This is a genomic window from Desulfobulbus rhabdoformis (assembly GCF_016919065.1).
Taxonomy (GTDB): Bacteria; Desulfobacterota; Desulfobulbia; order Desulfobulbales; family Desulfobulbaceae; genus Desulfobulbus; species Desulfobulbus rhabdoformis.
Genome location: NZ_JAFFQA010000022.1, coordinates 48,692 through 69,865 on the forward strand (window position 1 = coordinate 48,692; position 21,174 = coordinate 69,865).

Here is a 21,174-nt window from a genome sequence, read left to right on the forward strand (position 1 = left end):
AGTGTAGGCATGGAATGCTTACAGCGATCGGGGCGGCAGGGAAGATATCGTTCCTGCCGCATCATCACCTTGTAGAACCGGTGAATCAGAAGGGGAAGGAAGGAGGGTGACCGCGTAAACGGTCGTTATGGTACTGAAAAGGAAGCGTGGCTGACAATCAAGCGAAGGGAGGAAAAAATCCCCCCTTGACGGGGTAATTTTGAGGGAGAGAGGGGGAGTTATGATTCAGGACTCAATAAGCAGTCCATACCGCATTGCAGCCTGTGACGCTTCAATCCGGTTTTTCAGCTCCAGCTTTTTATAGATGTTGCGTACGTGGCTTTTCACGGTCTCAACACTTATATACAGGGTCTCCGCGATTTCCTTGTTCCCCATTCCCTGGGCCAGATGTTTGAGGACATCTTCCTCTCTGCGGGTGAGATCAGGCATGCTGCGCTCTTCCGTTCTGGGGGCTTCCTCCATCGCTAGGTTGACCAGGTAGGCCGAGATGACCGGAAGATTGTTGTGAACGGAGCGGATGATCTGCTTCAGCTCGTCTATATTGATGGATTTGAGCACATAACCGACCGCGCCTGTACGCATGGATTCCTGTATATACTCGGTGTCGTTATAGGATGAAAGCACCAGGACTTTGAGATCTGGCATGGTTTTGCGGAGCATACGAATGGCGGCCAGGCCGGAGAGACCGGGCATGTCCACGTCCATAAGGACAATGTCCGGAAAGAGTTGGGAGATCGATTCGACAGCAGAAAAACTGTTTTCCGCTTCACCGATAATCTCCAGATCGTCGGTATCACGGAAACTCAGACGCAGCCCTGCGCGAAACAGAGGATGGTCATCGGCGAGAAAAACGCGAATACTCATGGCTTCTCCATCTGGACAAAAAACATGACTAGAGGGTGTCTTGAATAATTAGATTTTTCAATCAAGGCCAAGGATTGCGCAAAATTTTACCGCAGGCATATATCTGATATTCCGAGGATAAAATTTTAAGCATGACGCCGGGATTGGCAGAAAAAGCAATTATTCAAGATTCCCTAGACTCTATCCCTCTGGTGATACAGATGGATCACCAGAAAAAAACGGATACGAGAACGAAATCATGGCCGGCTGGAGGAGAAAAGCATGTCAATTCCCCGAGGCCAGCTGTGACCTGTCAGGGGTACTGCTCATGGAAAAAGGGAACGACGGGTAGTTGCAACAGGCACGTTGTCCCCCGATCGAGGGAGTGAATCCCTTCGAATCGTTTTCTTATAACCATACCTTGCGCAACTCTGCAATGCCTCTTTAGGGGGAGAAAAATACCCCATTTGAGGGAGAAGGCCAGACTCGGGCGATACTAAATTGGGAGGACAAAACTAAAACGACACCCTCGATAACGCATTGAACTTTCCCTGTTCAGCGGCGTTTTAACCCAGATTGCACCACGATGAGCTTCAACCGCCAATTTGCAGAAAGCAAGCCCCAGGCCCAGTCCTTTGCGCTCTGATTTGTTGCGCTGTCGAGTGGTAAAGAATTTATCAAAGATATAAGGCGTATCTTCTTCGGGAATGCCAAAACCTTGATCTTCCACGGCGACAAGAAGATAAAACCGATCAGGATCAATGCGTTGCAGACAGTTTTTGGGGAGGGAAAAGGAGGGGTGAAACAGGGTTTTTCCAAAGAGTCGGTCTTCGGAAACCGTGATTGTTCCCATGGCCGGACTGTACTTGACGGCATTTTCCAGCAGGTTGACCATGGTGCGGCGGATTCGATTGAAATCCACCTGAAGGACAGTGGATGGAGTGGCTCCCTGACGTTGAAACCGTACCTGCTTTTCCTGGGCAAAAAGATCCACCTGAGCCAGGCTTTCCTGGATTAAGGATTGGAGATTACACTCTATTTTTCGCAGGCGGAACTGACCGTTTTCATGACGATAGGTATCAAGAAAATCGGTCACCATACCGTAAAGCTGGTTGCCGGTCTGGAGGGAAAGATCAAGAATTTCCTTCTGGCTGTTGTTGAGCGAGCCAAGCTGCTCGGCCGCCAGGAGTTCCAGGGCCTTTTGGATGGAGATCATGGGATTTTTCAGGTCATGGGTCATCATCCCGGTGAGGTCTTCCTTCATCCGTTCGGTTCGTTCTTCCTCGGAGACATCGCGCAGTACTCCTACATACCCGGCATTCTCCTCTTTTTCGGTGCGTAGGGTGGCAATGGACAGCAGAATCGGCAGAACCTTGTTGCCAAAGCCGCAACGGACCTTGATCTTGAAGTTACCGCGACTTTGGGCGCAGTTGCGCAGGTTATGCTCCAACTCGTCGACCGAAGCGGTGTCAGCCAGCAGTGAAGCAAAGGGGCGCCCCACCAAATGATTTTTTTCCACCCCGAAAATATCCTTACACGCTTCATTAGTGAGGGTGATAATGCCTTCGCTGTTGATGGAAACGATGCCGTCGGTGACACTGTTGATGATCTTATCCAGATAGCGACGGGATCGACGCAGAAGCTGTTGTTTTTGATAGGCAAGATCGCTGATGGTCTGGGTGACCACATGCATCAACTCGACGATGGACTGAAATCGTTCTAGAGGGATGATGGATATCTGAGATACGGCCTCGAGGTACCCCTCCACATCTTTGATGCCGATCAGCCGGGCCCGCTGAGCTGCTACACCGGGATCAAGTGGCTCGGTGAGAATCTGACCGCAGAGGATATTGGCAATATGATGATCATCGAGAAAGATGGGAGAGGCGGAGTCAGTCAATCCGGCATTGAGACACTGGTAGATCGTATTGCAGCGGGTCCGTGCCGATTCATGCCCCCCATAGCTGTCACTCTGGTAGCAGAGTTTCCTGCCTTTATGGGTGGAGCGGCAGAATTTCGAGCAGAGTTTGGTGAAATTAAACGGTTTGGTGATCGGGCTGCCGTCCACATTGGTAATAATGGCCGCAATCCCTGTGGCCTTGGAAAAGGTTTCAAGAATGTTTTCCAGCTTATGCTGTTCGATCAGGTCTAAAAGTGGATAGGCCCGTTTCATGAGCAGTGGCGTCAGCAATGATTCAGAAGGGGGGCTGAACCTGTCCCATGACGCAAGATCGAGGGTTCATGGAAGCGTAACAGGGAGCCCGGATTCGCTGCGGGCCAAGCATAACAGGGTGGAGCCCGAAGCAAGACGATGGACAGTGTGGGCACAAAAACCGTAATTTGCCGCCATGTCAACACATTCCTGCACTCGGTAGGTACGGCCGTTGTAGGTGTTGAGCATCATATGCAGATCATAGAGCGCGTCCCGCCAGCTGCAGTCGCTGAAAAAATCATGGATCAGCAACCGGCCTGTCGCGGTTGTTTTTCGGGCTGCCAGCCCAATGATGCGGGTGGTTTCCTCAGGCCCCTGACAGTGAATGAGGTTGGAGAGGAGCGTCAGGTCGCACGATTTATCGTTGATTGCGTCCAGCTCTCGGTCATTTTCCGCCAGCACATTACACCGCCAGGGCGTTACGCGTGAGGCAAAAGGGGCGAGACGTTCCTGGAGAGCACGCTCCACCACCTGAGCGAGATCGCAGAAGATCGCAGACCAGGTGGGATTTCGAGTAAGGAAGGTTGCCAGGTGAGCCCCGGAACCACCACCGAGATCAAGGATTGTACCCTGTGTCGGCAAAGGGCCAAGAGCTGTAAACAGTTCTTCTGCACGCTGATTGGCCGCTTCATCCATGGCACCGAGATAACGGGAAAAAGCCTGCTGGATTTCCTCTTCGTTTTTGTCTTCCGTGGCGTAGACCCGATGCCCGGCCGTAAGGGTTGCTTCCAGTTGTTGCCAGGATTGGAGTAATTGGCGCTCAAAGCAGAGGGTGTTGCCCTGGTAATTCGGCGTGTCGGGAGTGAAAAATTTTTGGCTGAAGCTGCCGGGAAGGTAACGATCCTCCTTTTTTTCGATAAGCTCCAGGCGACAGAGGCAGTCAAGAAAACGCTGGCCAAAGGCGGCATCCCAACCAAGCCGGGAGCAAATCTGAGGGGACGTTTTCCCTTGAGGACCAAGCAGACCGACCAGGCCGATTTTTTCCACCAGCATGAGCAAAAGGCCGATACGGTAGCCGGTGAGCAGATCGGAAAACTGAAGAAAAGAAGCCCCCGAAAAGGGGCTTTGCTCAGAATTAATCTGGATCATTGTTGTTGGGCGTCGTTGATGCCGACTTCGGCAAAGGTTTTAATCTCTGCCAGGACCCGGGTGGCCGCGCCAATCAGGTGCATGGACACTGCGGCGCCGGTTCCCTCGCCCAGACGAAAATCAAGGTTGAGCAGAGGCTGCACGCCTAACCGCTCCAGCATACAGCGATGCCCGATTTCCACCGAGTTATGGCTGGCAATGAGGTAGTCCTTGGCCGTGGGAACCAATTCGCAGGCGATCAAGGCACCTGCGGTTGAGATCAGACCATCGCAGACGACGGGAATCCCCCGTCCGGCTGCACCAATGACCAGGCCGGCCAGGCCGCCAATTTCAAACCCTCCCACCTTGGCCAAGACATCAAGGGGATCCTCGGGGTTGGGTTTGTGCAGGGTCACCCCCTGCTCGATCACTCGAACCTTATTGGCCAGGGCTTCGTTATCGATGCCGGTCCCGCGACCGGTCACTGTTTCCACGGGCAGCCCGGAGAAGGCGGCGATAATAGCCGCTGAAGGCGTGGTATTGCCAATGCCCATATCACCGGTACCTAAGAGGTCGAGCCCCTCTTCGTCCGCCAGCTGATTGACAATCTCAATGCCTGCTTCAAGTGAAGATATCGCCTGTTCCCGACTCATGGCGGGTTCCTTGGTAAAGTTGGCCGTACCAGGGGCGATTTTTTTATGGAAAATGGGCAGATCCTGAGGGAAATCGTGTTTCACGCCCAAATCAGCCACCCGCACCGAGCCCCCGGCATTTTTGGCCAAAACACTGACCGAGGCACCGCCCTGCACAAAGTTGTAGACCATCTGGGGAGTGACCTCCTGCGGAAAAAGGCTGACCCCTTCCTCGACCACTCCATGATCACCGGCGCAGGTAACGATTATTTTTTGGGAAAACCGTACATCCAGGGTGCCGGTAATGGCTGCCAGGCGAGCGGACAGCGGTTCGAGGATCCCCAGACTCCCCTGGGGTCTGGCCTGATCGGCCAGGCGTTGTAAGGCCTCCTGGTGAACGGCTTGATTGGGTTTTTGAATAGCGGCAATGGTTTTATCGAGTAGGCGCATTTTGCTCTCCATTAATTCGTCAGTAAAAAGATTATTTGGATTGGCGAGAGCGCTTATCGCCGCTGATATCCTGGGCAAAAACCTCCATCCCCTTTTTCATGGCGCAGAAGTCGCCACACATGGTGCAGGTGTCATCGGCCTCGGGAGCACGTTCCTGGCGAATTTGTTTGGCCAGTTCTGGAAAGAGCAGGTGTTGTTCCAAATCCTTCCAGCGCATGTCGCGTCGGGCCATGGCCGCCTCCTTCTCCCGATCGCGACGATCTGGATACTTGGCCACATCACCGATGCGGACCGCCAGTCGTGTGGCGCGAACGCCTTCACGCACATCGTTTTCATTGGGCAGCGCAAGGTGTTCGGCCGGTGTTATATAGCAGACCAGGTCCGCCCCATGACGGGCCGAATTGGCCGCACCAATGGCGGAGGTGATGTGGTCGTAGCCCGCACCGGTATCCAGGGGCAGGGGACCAAGGACGTAGTACGGGGCATTGCCGCTCATCCGTTTTTCCAGCTGAATGTTGGCTGCGATCTCGTCCAGCGGGACATGCCCCGGTCCTTCCACCATCATCTGGCAGCCCATATCGCGGCCCAGTTCGGCAAGCTCACAGTTGATGATCATCTCCGCCATCTGAGCACGATCGTGGCTGTCATGGATGGCACCCGCACGGATGCCGTTGCCGAGCGAGAGGATGGCATCGTATTTTTTCATGAGCGCACAGACGCGGTCAAACTGCTCATAGAGGGGGTTCTCCTTGCCGGTGGCATCCATCCAGGCAACCATAAAAGTGCCGCCTTTGGAGGCCAGACCACCGTAACGGAAGCCCTGCTTGCGCAACCGCTCAATGGTGTAGCGGTTAATGCCACAGTGAATGGCCATAAAACTTAAGCCATCGGCAAGCTGGCGTTCGATCAATTCAAAGAGGAATTCCGGGTCGAGTTTGGCGGGATTTTTGTATCGGCGAGCGGTCTCTTTAAAGGCCTGATAGAGGGGAACATTGCCTACAGGGAGGGCTGTGTTGGCCAGGACCTCGCGACGAATTTTGTCCAGGTCGCCGCCAACAGAGAGCTCCATCAGGGTGTCGGCTCCCTCTTCTTCGGCGATCTGTGCTTTGCGTATTTCGGAGTGCAGGTCGCAGATATCCGAGGAGGTGCCGATGGATGCATTGACCTTGGTGCGCAGGTCCCCACCGATGCCGACGACCTTTTGCTGCGGTCGGTCGGGATGATTGGCAATGACGATCTCGCCCAGGGCAACCTTCTCGCGGATATATTCCGGAGGCAGTCCCTCTGTCTGGGCTACGGCTTCCATTTGTGGGGTCAGGGTGAGAGCACGGGCGTGCTCGATCTGGGTTTTCATGTATCCTCCGTACGTTGCGACAGTCCGAGTGCGGCAAAAGAAAAAGGGTTTCAAAAGGAAAAAAACCTTTTGAAACCCTTTGCCATCGCGTTCCCAAGAAGAATCTGTCTATACGTCTTCTGACTTCCGGTGACTGCTGAATCGCGCCTTCCCGCCCCCAGAGGGGCAGTGGCTTTCTTCATCCGCTGGGGTGAAGAAGGCGATCCGTACAACCGGTTACAGCGGCGGGACCGTCACGGAATTACACCGTGTTCCGTTTATAGAACTGTCTTTATGTTGTGTGTGTTTGTCTTGCTCTATGAGCTGATGCGCCACCCTACCATCAGGCAGTCGAACTGGCAATCCCTAAAAGGAGTGAAAAAGGCCTCACCCTCTTTGCCAGTCACTGGTTCGAGCATGAACGTGAGGGAGTGTTGAGAGCAGGTCATGTGGCGGGATAGCACAAACAACAAAAGGACGCACCGCTGAATGCTCACGGATTTCGGGTATTGTTCCCAAAAAATGCAATCACGGGTATCATACCCGTGATTGCAAGTGGCAAGCAGCACCTACTGCTCAAGGAAAGAGACGCAGGTCAGGCGCGGTCTGCCAGACAAGGGGCGCGTCACCCTGTCCGGCAAATTGTTTTAATGACGGTTGTGGTGGCGTCTGTCATCATGCCAGCGATGGCTGGGGCGATGCCTGTCATTGTACCGATACCAACGCTCCGGGGGCGCATAGCGATGGTGACGCACCTTGTGATAGATCCGATGAGGCCGGTGTGAGACGTAGTGTCGTTTATGAACAACCGGTACCGGGTAGACGTATCGTGGTCCGTGATCAAAGGCTGCAATAACCGGCCCTAGATCTACGCCCACATAGATCCGGCTTTCAGCCTGCGCTGTTGATGGTTTGGATACAAGTGTTACGACACTCAGAATGGCAAGGGCGGAAAACAAAGCAATGCGTTTCATGAATACCTCCTTGGAAGGAGTGAGCTGAATCGTCCTCTCTTCCTGGTTACGTTCACCCTCTTGATAATGACTGAGGATGTCTGGATTGCATTTCCTCTTCTGTGCTTGTCGTGGCAGAGAAGAAGGTTTTCTTTGCTGTGTCTCCACCCTAAGCGGTTTCTCGGCGGTTTGTCAGTGGACATAGGGCTGTTTTTCCAGGATACGAGGCGATGTCGGGGCGATGTCGGGTTGGGGAACTCCTTGAGAATATGCAAAAAAACTCATATTACCTTGAAGTCGTCTGGTGGGGCAGGTAGGATGGCGACTCGGTATTCATGTCGCCTGATGTGGGAATGAAAGGCGATTTTCTAGGCTTTGTGAGCTTAAAAATTTTTGTCTTATTATTAGGACACCTTGTTCAGTGACTACCTGCCGTCACGGATTCAGGTTCAATAAAGCGACTAAGGGGAAAATATGGCTGCACGCGAGGTAGATCAGTTTATTTATATAGTTGGGGAACATCAAAACGGAATGATTCCGGAGAGTCAGGAGGTTCTTGCCTTTACCAGGGAAAACATGGGCCAGGTGCAAACCGAGGAACTTTCTCTGGTCATCAGTAATGTCTTTGGCAAAGGGCAGTTCTTTCCAGGGCCGAATGAAGCGTTGACTTCAGTTATTCATGAGTTTGTTCGTCGTTCTGATCGGTTTCGCCTTTCCAAGGCTCGGAAAAAACATCACTGTACCTTGGTGACCGCTTTTAAGCGGTTTGATGGTGAGGTATCTGTCAAAGTGGCCACGGTCATGGTCGCCCAGGCGGGTCAGTTGAACCTGGAAGAACCGGATTCCTTTCATCAACTCCTGGTCGAGACGATCCCCCAAATTCAAGAGGTTTTCCTCGAAGAGCCGTATGCCAAAGATTCCAAGGTGGTTGAACTCTTGAAGGAGACCACGCTCCACCATATCAATCAGAGGCTGCAGTAGGACGGGACAGGAGGGGACAGATCGTTTTGTCCCTTAGGGACAATGTTCTAGGTGGTTGAGATGTAATGTTTTTTTTATGGAAAATTACCCTGGGGATGCATAGTGTAAGGGTGTCTTGAATAATTAGATTTTTCAATCAAGGTCAAGGATTGCTGACAATTTTACCGCAGGCATATAGCTGATATCGGAGTCTTCGCTTACCTCCGAGGATAAAATTTTGAGCATGACGAGGTAAGCGCCAGACTCCGCGGGATTGGCAGAAAAAGCAATTATTCAAGATTCCCTTAAGTTGTATCTGTGAGCTACCAGCAAGGAAAAAGTTATGGACAAAACCCAGAAGTTTAACATGATTTTCGCCATTATCGCTGTTTTTGGCATCCTGTTCTTTCATGAGGTCTGGACAGAGCAACAAAAAGTTGAGGCAGTGCCCTACAGTGAGATGGAGGTTTTATTGCAGCAGGGTAAGGTCAAAGAGTTGACCATTCGTGAACAGTACATCGTGGGGGAACTGAAAGAGGCCGATGAGAACGGGAAAACCTATATCATTGCCAATCGGGTTGATCCAAAGCTTGCCGAGCAACTCTCCCAGTACAAGGTGCCCTTTACCCAGGTGCATGAGAGTAAATTCCTGGCGACGCTGCTTTCCTGGATTGTTCCCGCCCTTATATTTTTTGGTATCTGGTTTCTCCTTATTCGGAAATTAATGGAGCGCCAGGGGGGAATGGGGGGCGGCTTCATGAATATAGGAAAATCCAAGGCCAAGATTTATGTTGAACAGCAGACGGGTGTCTCCTTTGAAGATGTGGCTGGTGTAGAAGAGAGTAAGGCAGAACTTCAAGAAATTGTTGAGTTTTTGAAAGCTCCGGATGATTACGGTAAGCTGGGGGCACGCATGCCCAAAGGGATTCTGCTCGTCGGCCCCCCAGGTACGGGTAAAACGTTACTCTCGCGGGCGGTTGCCGGTGAGGCCGCAGTTCCCTTCTTTTCCATCTCTGGTTCTGAATTTGTTGAGATGTTTGTGGGCGTCGGTGCTGCCCGAGTTCGCGATCTTTTCGAACAGGCGAGAAAATCTGCACCAGCGATAATATTTATCGACGAGCTTGATGCCTTGGGCCGCGCCCGTTCAGCAGCGGGACTGGGGGGCAATGACGAGCGTGAACAGACCCTGAATCAGCTTTTGGTTGAACTGGATGGCTTTGATCCCAGTACAGGCTTGGTCCTTCTGGCGGCCACCAACAGACCAGAGGTCCTAGACCCCGCTCTTCTGCGAGCCGGTCGCTTTGATCGTCAGGTTCTGGTGGATCGCCCGGACAAAAAAGGACGTATCGAGATTCTCAATGTCCACATGAAAAAAGTACAGGTGGGGGAGGATGTGGATGCCTCCCAGGTGGCAGATTTCACCACCGGTTTTTCCGGGGCTGACCTGGCCAACCTGGTGAATGAGGCTGCCCTGCTTGCCACCCGCCGTAAGGCGGAAAAGGTGAGCATGGAGGACTTCACCCAGGCGATAGAGCGTATTGTTGCGGGCCTGGAGAAGAAAAATCGGTTACTCAATCCACGAGAACGGGAGATTGTGGCCTATCATGAGGTGGGACATGCTTTGGCAGCCCTGGCGCTGCCGGGCAGTGATCCGGTGTATAAAATCTCTATTATTCCCAGGGGAATCGGGGCGCTTGGCTATACCCTGCAGCGCCCAACCGAGGATCGCTTTCTCATGACCAAGGAAGAGCTGGAAAATAAAATTGCCGTACTTCTGGGAGGACGCGCAGCGGAGAAACTCTTTTTTAACCATCTCTCCACAGGGGCCTCCGATGATATCGCCCGGGCAACGGATATTGCTCGGAATATGGTCACCCGCTATGGCATGGATCCGGATATCGGTTTTGTGGTCTACGAGGAAAACCAGCAGAGTTTTCTCAACCAGCAGCATGGACATGGCGTAAGCGGCTGCCAGATAAGCGATTCAACCGCCCATCAGATCGATGCCTCAGTGCGAAAAATCATCGACGATACCTTCGTGCGGACCTATGAGATCCTGGAAGCCAATAAAGAGATTCTTGATCGTTGTGCCAAGGTTCTTCTGGATAAGGAAACCCTGCTTGAGGAGGAACTGGCCGAGTTGAGTAAAGGACTGCAGAGCTAAAAAAATCACGCAGGATTATTGGTTGATATCACGTTGGGGTTCCTTCGTCACCACCAACCTACAGCCCTTCCCGGAAGGAGAGTAGGTTGGTGGTGACGAAGGAACCCCAAAATGAAGAGGCTTACAAATTTTAGGGTGTCTTGAATAATATCGGGACAGACACCAGTCAATTTCCTACCTGCAAGTGCACCCGTGATCCGGTGGCCGGATCACGATAGTTCAAGAATCCTTGAAGCTGGCCTGGGCGTACCGGTTTTGCAAATTGCATGTGGATGGATAAGGCACCAGGTCGGGGGCGTTTAAAGAGCCATTTGAGTGTGGAGCCGGAGAGCTTGCCGCCAACAGGTGCAGGCCGGGCCGAAACCAACCGTTGTCCTCCTTGTACCTTTTGCGTAAAGATGAGGGCTGTTGGTGCAGGCCGGGGGACAGAAACCTGCAGGGTGACAGCATTTCCCGAACCGTGGACATATTGGCTGTGAACCTTGGGGCTGGCTTGGCCGGGCGTCACGAAGAAAAACAAGGCAAACAAAATGATCATTAAGCGGGCCATGGGTTACTCCTTTTTCTGGGACGGAACAGGATCAAAAGTTTGGCTGCCTGTATTCCAGGTGTAGCTCCCTGCGAGCCAAAGTTGTTCAAGCGCCGTAAAGTCGATCGATGGGCCGCGTCTAGGGGAAAAGGTCTCGTAGGCGATAAGAATTTCATCATCACTGATGGAGTAATCCCGGTTGGTATCTGCCCAATGATAGAGACTTATTTGAATGGAAGTCGCGCCCTGTATGGGATCTCCAAGGCGTTGCTCTTTGCTGGACATGACGTTTCCAGAAAAGGTAAGCAGCTGCCCGGGTGATACTTTTTTCCCTGGGGTCACCACGTAGAGGAAGCGTGCTTTTCCCCGTCTCAGGCGGCCAATCCAGCGCGGACTCTGGCCAAAGGATTTATGCGTACCATCGGCTAAAATACTGTGGGTTTCGGCCTGCCCCTGAATATCCTCCCGGATCAACATGCTTTTTTTAAACTGAATCGGTCCAATTAGTTCCACAATGACCGGAAAGCTGAGGTTGGGTGCTGTTTGCGCAGGCATAATACGACGAGCCGTCAGCGTAGGTTGCTGCAACCAGAAAAAGAGGATGCCCCCGCAGGCGAGACAGAGAAGAAGAACACCGCTGATCCAACGTTTTCGAAGTGTTAGCCAGAGGGAAGGTGGAAGAGTTTGATCATCGACCTCTTGTTCATGATTATCCGGTGTTCCAGCCCCCTCATCCGGTACGCCCAACAACTCTTCAAGGGGGAACTCCAGCGCTTCTGCCAGTTTTTTTGCATTTTCCAGCTTGATGGAGGGATACCGCCGATTCTCCCAGCGGGAGATGGTATCTGTGGTGACCTCCACCACCGTGGCCAGGTAGAGCTGGGTGAGCCCGCGCTCCTCACGTACCTGACGAATCTTTTCACCGTTTATATCAACACTGCCGCTGTTGTTCATTTGCGCCTGCCTGGATCATGGGAGCTGCTCACCCTTTTTTTCGTCTGTCTTTGCGTACTATAACATAGGCAATGACTTGAGCAAGATTTGTGGGAGCTCCACCGGAATATCCCATGTTGGGGCGCTCCATTGTATGCATGTTTTATCCCCATTGACGCTCATCTGAGGTGCTGCTGGTGAGCAAATAAAAAAGGGGAACCTCACAAAGAGGCTCCCCTGGACACTGTATAGGATTCAGGCCGTAATCAGTACTTTACCAGGTAATTATTGACTTCCCAGTCGGTGACAGCTGTACGGAAGGAATCCCATTCCTGTTCTTTTCCTTCGAGATATTTCGCAAGAATATGCTCGCCCAATGCTTCCTTGGCGATGGGATTCTCTTTGAGGGCTTCAAGGGCTTCGTAGAGATTAGCTGGCAGGCTGGCGATACCAGCGGCTTCCTTCTCGGCCGGGCTCATCTCAAAGATGTCCTCGTTGGTTGCAGGCGGTGCGGTCAGATTGTTTTTTACACCGTCCAGGCCGGAGCAGAGCATCATGGCAAAGGCCAGGTAGGGGTTGCAGGTGGGATCCGGGCAACGGACCTCCGTCCTGGTCCCCAGGCCGCGAGAAGCCGGTATACGGATCAGGGCAGAGCGGTTGGAGGCGGACCAGGCAATGTAGACCGGAGCCTCATAACCGGCGACCAGCCGTTTGTAGGAGTTGACCAGCGGGTTGGTCACTGCGGCAAAACCGCGGGCATTCTTGGCGATACCGGCGATATATTTATAGGCGACCTCGCTCAGTTCCAGCGGTCCTTTCTCATCATAAAAGGCGTTGGTGCCATCCAGGTTAAACAGTGACTGGTTAGTGTGCATACCCGAGCCGTTGATGCCAAAGATCGGTTTGGGCATAAAGGTCGCCGCAAGACCAAACTCAGCGGCTATGGAACGGACTACCCACTTATAGGTGATGGTGTTGTCGGCTGCGGTGACCGCGTCGGCATATTTGAAGTTGATCTCGTGCTGGCCCTCGGCAACCTCATGGTGAGAGGCTTCAATTTCAAAGCCCATCTCTTCAAGGGTCTCTATGATGGCGCGGCGGCATTCGATTCCACCGTCGTCCGGCTCTACATCAAAGTAGCCGGTAATGTCATCGGTAATGGTGGTGGGGTGTCCGTTTTCGTCGCGGCGGAAGAGGAAAAATTCGCACTCGGTACCCACGTTCATGGTATAGCCAAGTTGTTTGGTTTCTTCCATGACGCGTTTAAGGTTACCCCGCGGGCAACCCTCAAAGGGGGTGCCGTCGGGTTTATAGACGTCGCAGATGATGCGGGCTGCGTTGGAACCGTCTTTTTCACGCCAAGGCAGGACAACAAAGGTGTCGTAATCCGGTTTGAGGTACATATCGGATTCGTTGATGCGGACAAAACCTTCAATGGAGGACCCGTCAAACATGATCTGGCCGTCAAGCGCTTTTTCGATCTGACTGCGCGGGATGGCGATGTTTTTCATCATGCCGAAAATATCGACAAACTGCATGCGGAAGAAGTTAACGTTCTTCTCCTTGATAATTTGCATGATTTCGTCACGTGTCATAACTCGTCTCCTTTTCCTTGGTGAAATTGTTGTTTTCAGTCAACATCGACTGAATATACCCACTTCATGAAAAAAATGCCGCCCTCAAAAGAGGGCGGCATCCAAGTTTATGCGTGTTTTCTCACTTAACGGATGAACAGCATCTCCTGGTAAGAAGGCAGCGGCCAGAGATCGTCAGCAACAACTTTCTCAAGCGCATCAGCATGCTCACGAACTTTCAGCATGGCCGGAAGGATTTCGTTGCACATATAAACGGCGTGTGCCTCGGTATCACCAGCCTCGTGGGCCATGAGTTTCTCCAGGTTGTTGACCTCAGTCTGCATAGCACGCAGTTTGGCGGTAACATCCTCAAGCGCGTCCATCTTGAAGTCCTGACCAATGGCTTTGAGTTTTTCGCAGGTCTCTGCGAGCTGCCCCTGATACCGCATTGCAGCCGGGAAGATCATGGTTCGAGCCATGCGGATGACCAGGTTGGCCTCCACATTGACAGTCAATGCATACTGCTCAAAGTAAATCTCTTTACGGCTGGCCAGCTCGGCCTCGGAGAGAACATCGTATTTGCCAAAAAGCTCAACAACCTCTTTGCTGGTGAGAACCGGCAGTGCCTCAGGAGTGGTACGCAGGTTGGGCAGGCCGCGTTTCTCGACTGCCTCTTTGTGCCACTCGTCAGAGTAACCGTCACCGTTGAAGACAACCGTGTCATGTTTCTCCATGATCTTCTGCAGCAGATCCTGAACACCCTGGTTGAATTTGGTTTTGTTGACCTTACCCAGTTTTTCGAGCTTGGTGGCAACATAGTCAAGGGATTCAGCCATCATGGTGTTCAGGGCAACCTGGGCACCGGCGATGGAGTGAGAAGAACCAACAGCGCGGAACTCAAAACGGTTTCCGGTGAAGGCAAAGGGGCTGGTGCGGTTACGATCGCCCGGATCCATGGGCAGCGGAGGCAGGGTATCGACACCGATGTTCATGATGCCCTTAGACTTGGAGCCCTCAACCTTTCCTTTCTTGATCTGCTCGAAAACATCGGCGAGCTGCTCGCCCAAGTAGGTACTGATGATCGCGGGCGGGGCCTCGTTGGCACCAAGGCGGTGGTCGTTGGAAGCGGAACCCGCAGTGGCGCGCAGCAGTGCACCGTATTTATGCAGGGCACGAATAGTAGCGGCACAGAACACCAGGAACTGAGCATTGGAGTGCGGAGTTTCACCCGGGTCAAAAAGGCTGCCCAGCTCGGCATTACCGATGGAGTAGTTGAGATGTTTACCGGAACCGTTGATACCGGCAAAGGGTTTTTCGTGCAGCAGACAAACCATGCCATAACGTTTGGCCACGGTCTGGAGGGTGGTCATAACCAGTTGGTTGTGATCGGTGGCCAGGTTACCCTGCTCGTAGAGGGGGGCGATCTCAAACTGGCTCGGGGCAACCTCGTTATGGCGCGTTTTAACCGGAACGCCCAGTTTGTAGAGTTCACGCTCAACATCCATCATGAAGGCGAGGACGCGACGGTTGATGGATCCGAAGTACTGGTCATCAAACTCCTGGCCTTTGGAAGGAGGCGCACCAAAAAGCGAACGACCGGCGGTCAGCAGGTCTGGGCGGGCAAAAATAAAGTTGCGGTCAATGAGGAAGTACTCCTGCTCAGGGCCGGCAAAAGCGGTAACGGGCAGGCTGGTGCTGGTGCCAAAGAGGTTGAGTACGCGTTTGGCCTGTTTGTTCAGAGCCTGCAGGGAACGCAGCAACGGGGTTTTTTTGTCCAGCGCCTCACCTGTCCAGGAAACGAAGGCGGTGGGGATGCAGAGGAAGGTTCCGTTGGGGTTCTCGATGATGAATGCCGGGCTGGTTACATCCCAGGCAGTGTAACCGCGTGCCTCAAAGGTTGCACGCAGGCCACCAGAGGGGAAGGAGGAAGCATCCGGCTCACCCTGGATCAGCAGTTTGCCGGAGAACTCGGCAATGGCTCCACCCTCACCGTCCGGGGTCAGGAAGGCGTCATGTTTTTCCGCGGTCAGACCAGTGAGCGGATAGAAAACGTGGGTAAAGTGGGTGGCACCCTTCTCAATTGCCCAGTCCTTCATGGCGGTGGCAACCACATCGGCGATGGAAGCATCCAGTTTTTCGCCGTAGGTGATGGTCTTTTTGAGCGATTTGTAAATCGCTTTGGGCAACCGCTCTTTCATGATTTTGTCGCTGAAAACGTTGGACCCAAAAACATCGGTGGGCTTCGTTTCGCTGAAATTCAGCGGCTCATGGGAGGGCTTGTAATTGATGATTGCAGAAATAGCATTCAGACGGGCCTGGATTCCACTCATTGGTCAACTCTCCAAATTTGTTGAGAATAATGATGACTACAGCCGTAGGCGTTACATTGTGCTTTAGGTTGTCTTGGATAATTAGATTTTTCAATCAAGGCCAGGTAAGCGTGACGAGGTAAACGCCAGATTCCGGGGGATTGGCAGAAAAAGCAATTAAACAAAATTCCCTTGGACAAAACCGAGGATGAGCTCGGTATCGTTGTTACATGTGCTCTTGGGGACATAGAATAATGCAGTCCTCCCTTCAAGCTCGGCTCAGGCTGTTGTACCAAAAAGCCCAGGCAGAGTTTTTGGGAAAAGGCAAGTATTCAAGATACCCTTACGATGCGCTGGCAGTTTCCAGCTCTGCATCATCGGCACCGATAATGCGCATCAGTGTCATACTGATTTTCTCTTGTATGCTGCTCTCTTCAAGCTTGGTACCGGTTTGGGTACTCACATAAAAGATAACGATCAGCTGTTCTACCTCCGTGGCGATTCGTGCCCGGTGAATGGTCAGGCCGAAATCCGCCAGCGTCTGAGTCAGCTGATAGAGGGCGCTTCTATTATCTCCTCCGTACACCTCGACAAGGGTGTACTGCTGAGATGTTGTATTGTCGATAACCACCTTACGCTCAAGCTGTTGCACCTGGCGTTGGCTTCTATAGCTTTGTGGCTGACTTCTTTCGTGCAGCTGGTAGCCCACATCGAGTCGGTAATTGATTGCCAGGTTCAGGTCTTGCTCCACCTTGGCCCAATCCTGTTCTTCAAAGCTGACGGAAGAGGAGGGGACAACTTCTATTGTGTCCACGACAATGTTGTCTGGCCAGGTAAAGATTTCCGCAGACAGAACGCTGAGATTGTGGAGCGCAAGTACGCCACAGAATTTTGCCAGCAACCCGACCTTGTCCGGCCCCATGATGAGCAGCGTCCAGGAACGAGTTCCAGCTTCGGCAAAAAGTTTAACCTGTTGCCTGAGCTTTGAGGACAGCTCTGTGTGAATTTCCAGGTGGCGCTCTACGGCCTCCAGGCTGTAGCTTAAGAGATAATCCGAGGGCAGGCTGTCGATATCTATACTGGTTTGCTTCCCTTCCATCCGCTGGGTTATCTGATCCTGGAGCCAGCGAACCCCTTGCTCTTCCTCATCCTGACTAATCTGCTCGACATGGCAGTCCGCCCCCAGGCATGACTTGAGGCTGAGATAGAGTTCTGACAGCAGGCTAGCCTTCCAATCCGACCAGGCGGAGGGACCGGTTGCCTTGGAGTCGGCAATGGTGAGGAGGTACAGCATGGTCAGACGCTGGACATCACCCACGAGCTCAGATGCCTGGTGAATAAATTCACGATCCGTGAAATCCCGGCGCATGGCGTTTTCCGGCAGATAGAGGTGATAACGAATGAGAAAGGCCAACGTTTCTCTGTCGTTTTCAGCAAGATGCAATCGTTTGCCGATATCCTCCACCATCTCTGCACCTAGAACCGAGTGATCGCTTTGCTTACCTTTGCCAATATCATGGAGCAGGGCTGCCAAATAGAGGACTTCCGGCGATTCCAACTCGGCAAAAAGTTCGCTGTAGCTCTGCTTGAGATTATTCAGCTCGGCCACCGCCTGCAGAGAATGCCTATCAACGGTGTAGAGGTGGTACAAATCATGTTGGGCCAGTGATTCAACCCCGGAAAATTCAGGAATATACTGCGTGAGTAAACCGGTTGAGAGCATGGCCTCCAGCACATCAAAAATTTTATTTGACTGACTGAGCAGTTCAATAAAAACGCGGCTCACCCGTTTGGAGTGGCGAAAATGATCGTCCACCTTTTCCAGATTGGCTGTAACCATCTGGCGCGTACGGTGATGCAGGGGGTACCCACTGCGACCAGCCTGCAGAAAGAGGCGCATCAAGAGGTAAGGGCGCTCGGTAAGCTCTTCAGCTGCGGTTAAACGAATGGTGCCACCGCGAACAACAATGGAGCGCTCCAGCTTTTGTTCAACATTGGCTCCACTGGTGAGCCCCAGCACCTCATGTACATGCTCAAAAAAGAGGTCTGTGATCCGAGAAATCGTCTGCAGGTGACCGTAGACATCGCCCATGAAATGCTCAACGCCCAGTTGGCCGGGTTCGTCTTTGTAATCAAGAGCGCTGGCAGTCTCCTCCTGCAATTCAAAGATCAAATGGTCCCCTTTTCTGCGGTTAAGCAGGTGAATATGGTTGCGAATTTTCGCAAGCATGGACCAGCTTTCTTCCAGGGCCTGACGGTTGCCCGGCTCCAGCATGCCAGAGGACTCGATTGCCGCAAGATCATTCAGACCAAACACACCTTTGGCCACCCACATCATGGCTTGAATATCGCGCAAGCCACCTTTGCCCTCCTTGACATGAGGTTCAAGCAGGTAGGTGTGGGAGCCGTATTTCTGCAACCGCTCCTGAATGTGTTGTTCCATGGTCTCGACAAACTGGTGGCGCCGTCCATCGAGGATTTTTTTTGTGTAGCGATTTTTCAGCTCCTCAAAAAGCTCCTCTGACCCTGTCAGAAGACGCGCGTCCAGAAGAGCTACCTGGAAATGAAAATCTTCCTGAGCAAATGCGATGGCGTCTTTAACGCCCCGCACACTGTGACCGACCTCAAATCCCTCGTCCCATAAGGGGTAGAGGATGGCCTCGACCACCTGCTGCATGGATTTTTTGGACCACCAGTCATGAAGCAGGAGCAAGTCTATATCCGAATACGGGTACAACTCGCTCCGACCATAGCCACCTAAGGCGATAACGGCGATTTTTCCACGAGCCTTCTGCACGGCGGATGCCGCTTTGTAGGTATCAACGATGAAATCGTCAACAAGCGTTGCAGAGCGGTGCAGAATTTCCTGCCCGCTGAGGCCCTGACGCCAGGCATCGGCCAGGGCATCCTGTTGCGGACGTAAGGTGGACGCCATTAAATAGCCTCGCTCCCTGTTTCGCCTGTGCGGACACGGATAATTTCTTCAACCGGGGTCACGAAAATTTTGCCGTCACCAATTTTGCCGGTTCTTGATTGTTCGATAATGGTGTTCACGACTTGCTGCACCATGTCGTCGTTGACAATGATGTCGAGTTTGATTTTCGGTATAAAATCGACAACATACTCGGCTCCACGATAGATTTCCGTATGGCCTTTCTGGCGTCCGTATCCCTTGACCTCGCTCACCGTCATACCCTTGATACCAATACCGTTTAAGGCATCTTTAACTTCATCGAGTTTAAAGGGTTTGATTATGGCTTCAATTTTTTTCATACGCCCTCCTCAAAGATAGCTCGCATCCAGCAGATTCGAATTCTAGGGTGATCCTTCGGGTTCCCTTGAACAATGCGATTTTTTGAGTCAAAATCAAGCATTAAATTTCTCTCACAGGAATGTATGGAGCACTTTCCTGTGAGAGAAACAGCATGTCACACTCAGGCTGCAAACCAGCTGCCTGTTCAGGGCAACCACCATCATTGGCTACAAGTTTGCTCCAGATTCCCGTCAGTTGTAGGCCGTCTCTGAGTGCTCGGTATAATCCAGCCCCTGATGCTCGGCTTCTTCGGTGATGCGGAGGCCTATCAAGGTGTTGATCACTTTTAAAAGAACCCAGCTAACAGCAAAGGCATAGGCGCAAACCACGGCGACGCCAATTAACTGATTGATTAACTGTGTCGCACTGCCAGCAACAAGTAAACCATCAGCGCCACTTGGGTTAACGGCCTTGGTGGCAAAGACGCCCAGAAGGATTGTGCCCGTCACGCCTCCGATTCCATGGATGCCAACGACGTCCAGAGAGTCGTCAAATTTGAATCTGCTTTTTAAGTTGACTGCAACATAACAGACAACACCTGCGATTAATCCTATAATAATCGCTGCATTCGGTCCAACAAAACCAGCGGCCGGGGTAATGGTTGCCAGTCCGGAGATTGCGCCGGAGGCTGCACCCAAAGTTGTTGGTTTTCCAAGTTTTACCCATTCAAGTATCGTCCACATAGCCATGCCGGCCATACCCCCGAGGTGGGTAGCGACAAATGCAGTGGCTGCAACTTCGTTTGCGGCCAGGGCGGAGCCGCCATTAAAGCCAAACCAGCCAAACCAGAGCAATCCGGTGCCAAGCATGGTCATGGGGAGGCTGTGCGGCATAAAGTTGGTCTGACCGAATCCTTTCCGTGGCCCGATAATCATAACTGAAGCCAGCGCTGCCATACCACAGGTTGCGTGCACCACCAGACCACCGGCAAAATCAAGAACACCCAGTTTTCCCAGCCAGCCACCGTCTCCCCAGATCCAATGACAGACCGGGTTATAGACTAAAACGGCCCAAAGGAGACTGAAAAGTACAAAAGATGGAAAGCGGACACGTTCGGCAAAGGCACCTGCAATGAGTGCCGGTGTGATTACAGCGAACATGCACTGATAAATCATGAAGACTGTTTGCGGAATGGTTGTCGCATAGGTATCGCTGGGTGCGTTGGTCACGCCTTTCAGGGCAAAGCAGGAAAGGTCTCCGATAAAACCACCTAAATCTGGTCCGAACGACATGGAATAGCCGATATACACCCATTCTAAAGAAATAATGGAAATCAGCACCAGACTCTGCATAATTGTGCCCAGTACATTTTTACTGCGCACCATTCCTGCGTAAAACAGGGCTAATCCTGGTGTCATCAACAGAACCAGCCCGGCTGCGGCTAAAATAAATGCCGTATCAGCACCGTTAATCATTTGTCCCCCTCTCAAAGAAAAATTACAATCTTGTTATAAAAATTCACGCGATTGTAACAAGGAGGGGTGAAATAATCAAGAATCAATCACAATCTTTTGTCAAAGAACAGGCAAATGAACCGTTTTTTCTGCGCTTGATCTGTTGCGTGCAAAAAGGAGAGGGGGAACGCAAAAAATGAAAAGGCAGAAACGTACCAACGTTACATACAATGGTCTTCGTTGCTCTCCCGGCAAGGGGCTCGGGTATGACCTGGTGATTTTCGCCCATGCCACATCGCAGAATACGTGTACTTGTGGTTTGTGAGCGTGAACGAAGCCGCAGTATTTGCGACAAGATTACAAAAAAAGTGCCAAGATGAGTGGTTGTTTGTATCAGTCTGAAAATATAGGGAAAATTGTAGAAGGGCTGAAGGGGCGGAGACGCTCTTTTGCTACGTTTTTGTCAATATCGAGTTAAGAATGCACAAAAATGTGGCTATGCCAGAG

At 52.2% G+C, this 21,174-nt stretch carries 15 protein-coding genes and 1 riboswitch; of the genes, 2 read left to right on the forward strand and 13 right to left on the reverse strand.

What is annotated here, in order from left to right:
* Positions 1-225: 225 nt before the first annotated feature.
* The 6 genes from JWJ90_RS12645 to JWJ90_RS12670 form a co-directional block, all read right to left on the reverse strand.
* Positions 226-864 (reverse strand): response regulator, encoded by a 639-nt coding sequence (locus JWJ90_RS12645; protein ID WP_205227591.1) that lies wholly within the window; start codon positions 862-864, stop codon positions 226-228.
* A 475-nt stretch (positions 865-1,339) separates the two neighbouring features.
* Complete coding sequence (locus JWJ90_RS12650; protein WP_205227592.1) at positions 1,340-3,016, reverse strand: PocR ligand-binding domain-containing protein; 1,677 nt, start codon at positions 3,014-3,016, stop codon at positions 1,340-1,342.
* Positions 3,017-3,082: 66 nt separating this feature from the next.
* Entirely contained in the window at positions 3,083-4,144 is a 1,062-nt protein-coding gene (locus JWJ90_RS12655; protein ID WP_205227593.1) for a class I SAM-dependent methyltransferase, read from the reverse strand.
* Entirely contained in the window at positions 4,141-5,205 is a 1,065-nt protein-coding gene (cobT, locus tag JWJ90_RS12660; protein WP_205227594.1) for a nicotinate-nucleotide--dimethylbenzimidazole phosphoribosyltransferase, read from the reverse strand. The genes JWJ90_RS12655 and cobT overlap by 4 nt, the downstream gene beginning before the upstream one ends.
* Before the next feature lie 31 nt (positions 5,206-5,236).
* A complete protein-coding gene (thiC, locus tag JWJ90_RS12665) occupies positions 5,237-6,559 on the reverse strand; it encodes a phosphomethylpyrimidine synthase ThiC (RefSeq protein ID WP_205227595.1) in 1,323 nt (440 codons plus the stop codon).
* Between the two features lie 114 nt (positions 6,560-6,673).
* Positions 6,674-6,814, reverse strand: a riboswitch (cobalamin riboswitch).
* Positions 6,815-7,185: 371 nt separating this feature from the next.
* On the reverse strand, positions 7,186-7,512 hold the full coding sequence (locus JWJ90_RS12670; RefSeq protein ID WP_205227596.1) for a hypothetical protein: 327 nt from the start codon (positions 7,510-7,512) through the stop codon (positions 7,186-7,188).
* Between the two features lie 453 nt (positions 7,513-7,965).
* On the opposite strand from JWJ90_RS12670, the gene JWJ90_RS12675 reads away from it, so the two are divergent.
* Together JWJ90_RS12675 and ftsH are read left to right on the forward strand one after the other, a co-directional pair.
* Positions 7,966-8,472: a hypothetical protein gene (locus tag JWJ90_RS12675; RefSeq protein WP_205227597.1), complete on the forward strand. Its 507-nt coding sequence runs from the start codon at positions 7,966-7,968 to the stop codon at positions 8,470-8,472.
* A gap of 322 nt (positions 8,473-8,794) precedes the next feature.
* Positions 8,795-10,615 carry an ATP-dependent zinc metalloprotease FtsH gene (gene ftsH / locus JWJ90_RS12680; protein ID WP_205227598.1) on the forward strand — a complete coding sequence of 607 codons (1,821 nt, stop codon included), beginning with the start codon at positions 8,795-8,797 and terminating at the stop codon, positions 10,613-10,615.
* A gap of 166 nt (positions 10,616-10,781) precedes the next feature.
* On the opposite strand, the gene JWJ90_RS12685 is transcribed toward ftsH, so the two are convergent.
* From JWJ90_RS12685 to JWJ90_RS12715, 7 genes are all read right to left on the reverse strand, one after another.
* Positions 10,782-11,165 carry a hypothetical protein gene (locus JWJ90_RS12685; protein WP_205227599.1) on the reverse strand — a complete coding sequence of 128 codons (384 nt, stop codon included), beginning with the start codon at positions 11,163-11,165 and terminating at the stop codon, positions 10,782-10,784.
* 3 nt (positions 11,166-11,168) lie between these two features.
* Positions 11,169-12,098, reverse strand: coding sequence for a helix-turn-helix transcriptional regulator (locus JWJ90_RS12690; protein ID WP_205227600.1), 930 nt, complete (start codon positions 12,096-12,098; stop codon positions 11,169-11,171).
* Between the two features lie 245 nt (positions 12,099-12,343).
* A complete protein-coding gene (gene glnA, locus JWJ90_RS12695; RefSeq protein WP_205227601.1) occupies positions 12,344-13,672 on the reverse strand; it encodes a type I glutamate--ammonia ligase in 1,329 nt (442 codons plus the stop codon).
* Between the two features lie 125 nt (positions 13,673-13,797).
* A complete protein-coding gene (locus tag JWJ90_RS12700; protein ID WP_205227602.1) occupies positions 13,798-15,981 on the reverse strand; it encodes a glutamine synthetase III family protein in 2,184 nt (727 codons plus the stop codon).
* A gap of 322 nt (positions 15,982-16,303) precedes the next feature.
* Positions 16,304-18,895, reverse strand: a complete 2,592-nt coding sequence (gene glnD / locus JWJ90_RS12705) for a [protein-PII] uridylyltransferase (protein WP_205227603.1) — start codon at positions 18,893-18,895, stop codon at positions 16,304-16,306.
* Entirely contained in the window at positions 18,895-19,233 is a 339-nt protein-coding gene (locus JWJ90_RS12710) for a P-II family nitrogen regulator (protein ID WP_205227604.1), read from the reverse strand. The genes glnD and JWJ90_RS12710 overlap by 1 nt, the downstream gene beginning before the upstream one ends.
* A gap of 231 nt (positions 19,234-19,464) precedes the next feature.
* Entirely contained in the window at positions 19,465-20,688 is a 1,224-nt protein-coding gene (locus JWJ90_RS12715) for an ammonium transporter (protein ID WP_240194911.1), read from the reverse strand.
* Positions 20,689-21,174: the final 486 nt, after the last annotated feature.